The sequence below is a fragment of the Cryobacterium sp. N22 genome (assembly GCF_002929555.1).
Taxonomy (GTDB): Bacteria; Actinomycetota; Actinomycetes; order Actinomycetales; family Microbacteriaceae; genus Cryobacterium.
Window position 1 is genome coordinate 1 of the sequence record NZ_PJJP01000004.1, and the last position, 1,543, is coordinate 1,543.

Consider the following 1,543-nt stretch of genomic DNA (forward strand, 5'->3'; position numbering starts at 1 on the left):
AAACATTTACGGAGAGTTTGATCCTGGCTCAGGACGAACGCTGGCGGCGTGCTTAACACATGCAAGTCGAACGGTGACGAGGGAGCTTGCTCCTTCTGATCAGTGGCGAACGGGTGAGTAACACGTGAGTAACCTGCCCTTGACTCTGGGATAAGCACTGGAAACGGTGTCTAATACCGGATACGAACTTCAGCCGCATGGCTAGGAGTTGGAAAGAATTTCGGTCAAGGATGGACTCGCGGCCTATCAGCTAGTTGGTGAGGTAATGGCTCACCAAGGCGACGACGGGTAGCCGGCCTGAGAGGGTGACCGGCCACACTGGGACTGAGACACGGCCCAGACTCCTACGGGAGGCAGCAGTGGGGAATATTGCACAATGGGCGCAAGCCTGATGCAGCAACGCCGCGTGAGGGACGACGGCCTTCGGGTTGTAAACCTCTTTTAGTAGGGAAGAAGCGAAAGTGACGGTACCTGCAGAAAAAGCACCGGCTAACTACGTGCCAGCAGCCGCGGTAATACGTAGGGTGCAAGCGTTGTCCGGAATTATTGGGCGTAAAGAGCTCGTAGGCGGTTTGTCGCGTCTGCTGTGAAAACCCGAGGCTCAACCTCGGGCCTGCAGTGGGTACGGGCAGACTAGAGTGCGGTAGGGGAGATTGGAATTCCTGGTGTAGCGGTGGAATGCGCAGATATCAGGAGGAACACCAATGGCGAAGGCAGATCTCTGGGCCGTAACTGACGCTGAGGAGCGAAAGCATGGGGAGCGAACAGGATTAGATACCCTGGTAGTCCATGCCGTAAACGTTGGGAACTAGATGTGGGGACCATTCCACGGTCTCCGTGTCGCAGCTAACGCATTAAGTTCCCCGCCTGGGGAGTACGGCCGCAAGGCTAAAACTCAAAGGAATTGACGGGGGCCCGCACAAGCGGCGGAGCATGCGGATTAATTCGATGCAACGCGAAGAACCTTACCAAGGCTTGACATATAGAGGAAACGGCTGGAAACAGTCGCCCCGCAAGGTCTCTATACAGGTGGTGCATGGTTGTCGTCAGCTCGTGTCGTGAGATGTTGGGTTAAGTCCCGCAACGAGCGCAACCCTCGTCCTATGTTGCCAGCACGTAATGGTGGGAACTCATGGGATACTGCCGGGGTCAACTCGGAGGAAGGTGGGGATGACGTCAAATCATCATGCCCCTTATGTCTTGGGCTTCACGCATGCTACAATGGCCGGTACAAAGGGCTGCAATACCGCAAGGTGGAGCGAATCCCAAAAAGCCGGTCTCAGTTCGGATTGAGGTCTGCAACTCGACCTCATGAAGTCGGAGTCGCTAGTAATCGCAGATCAGCAACGCTGCGGTGAATACGTTCCCGGGCCTTGTACACACCGCCCGTCAAGTCATGAAAGTCGGTAACACCCGAAGCCAGTGGCCAAACCCGCAAGGGATGGAGCTGTCGAAGGTGGGATCGGTGATTAGGACTAAGTCGTAACAAGGTAGCCGTACCGGAAGGTGCGGCTGGATCACCTCCTTTCTAAGGAGCACAGCA

Annotated in this window: 1 rRNA gene; it reads left to right on the forward strand. The window is 55.8% G+C overall.

The annotated features are described in order from the left end of the window. The first annotated feature begins 5 nt into the window (after positions 1-5). Positions 6-1,528: ribosomal RNA gene (locus CXY76_RS00020) — 16S ribosomal RNA — on the forward strand. The last annotated feature ends 15 nt before the right edge of the window (positions 1,529-1,543 follow it).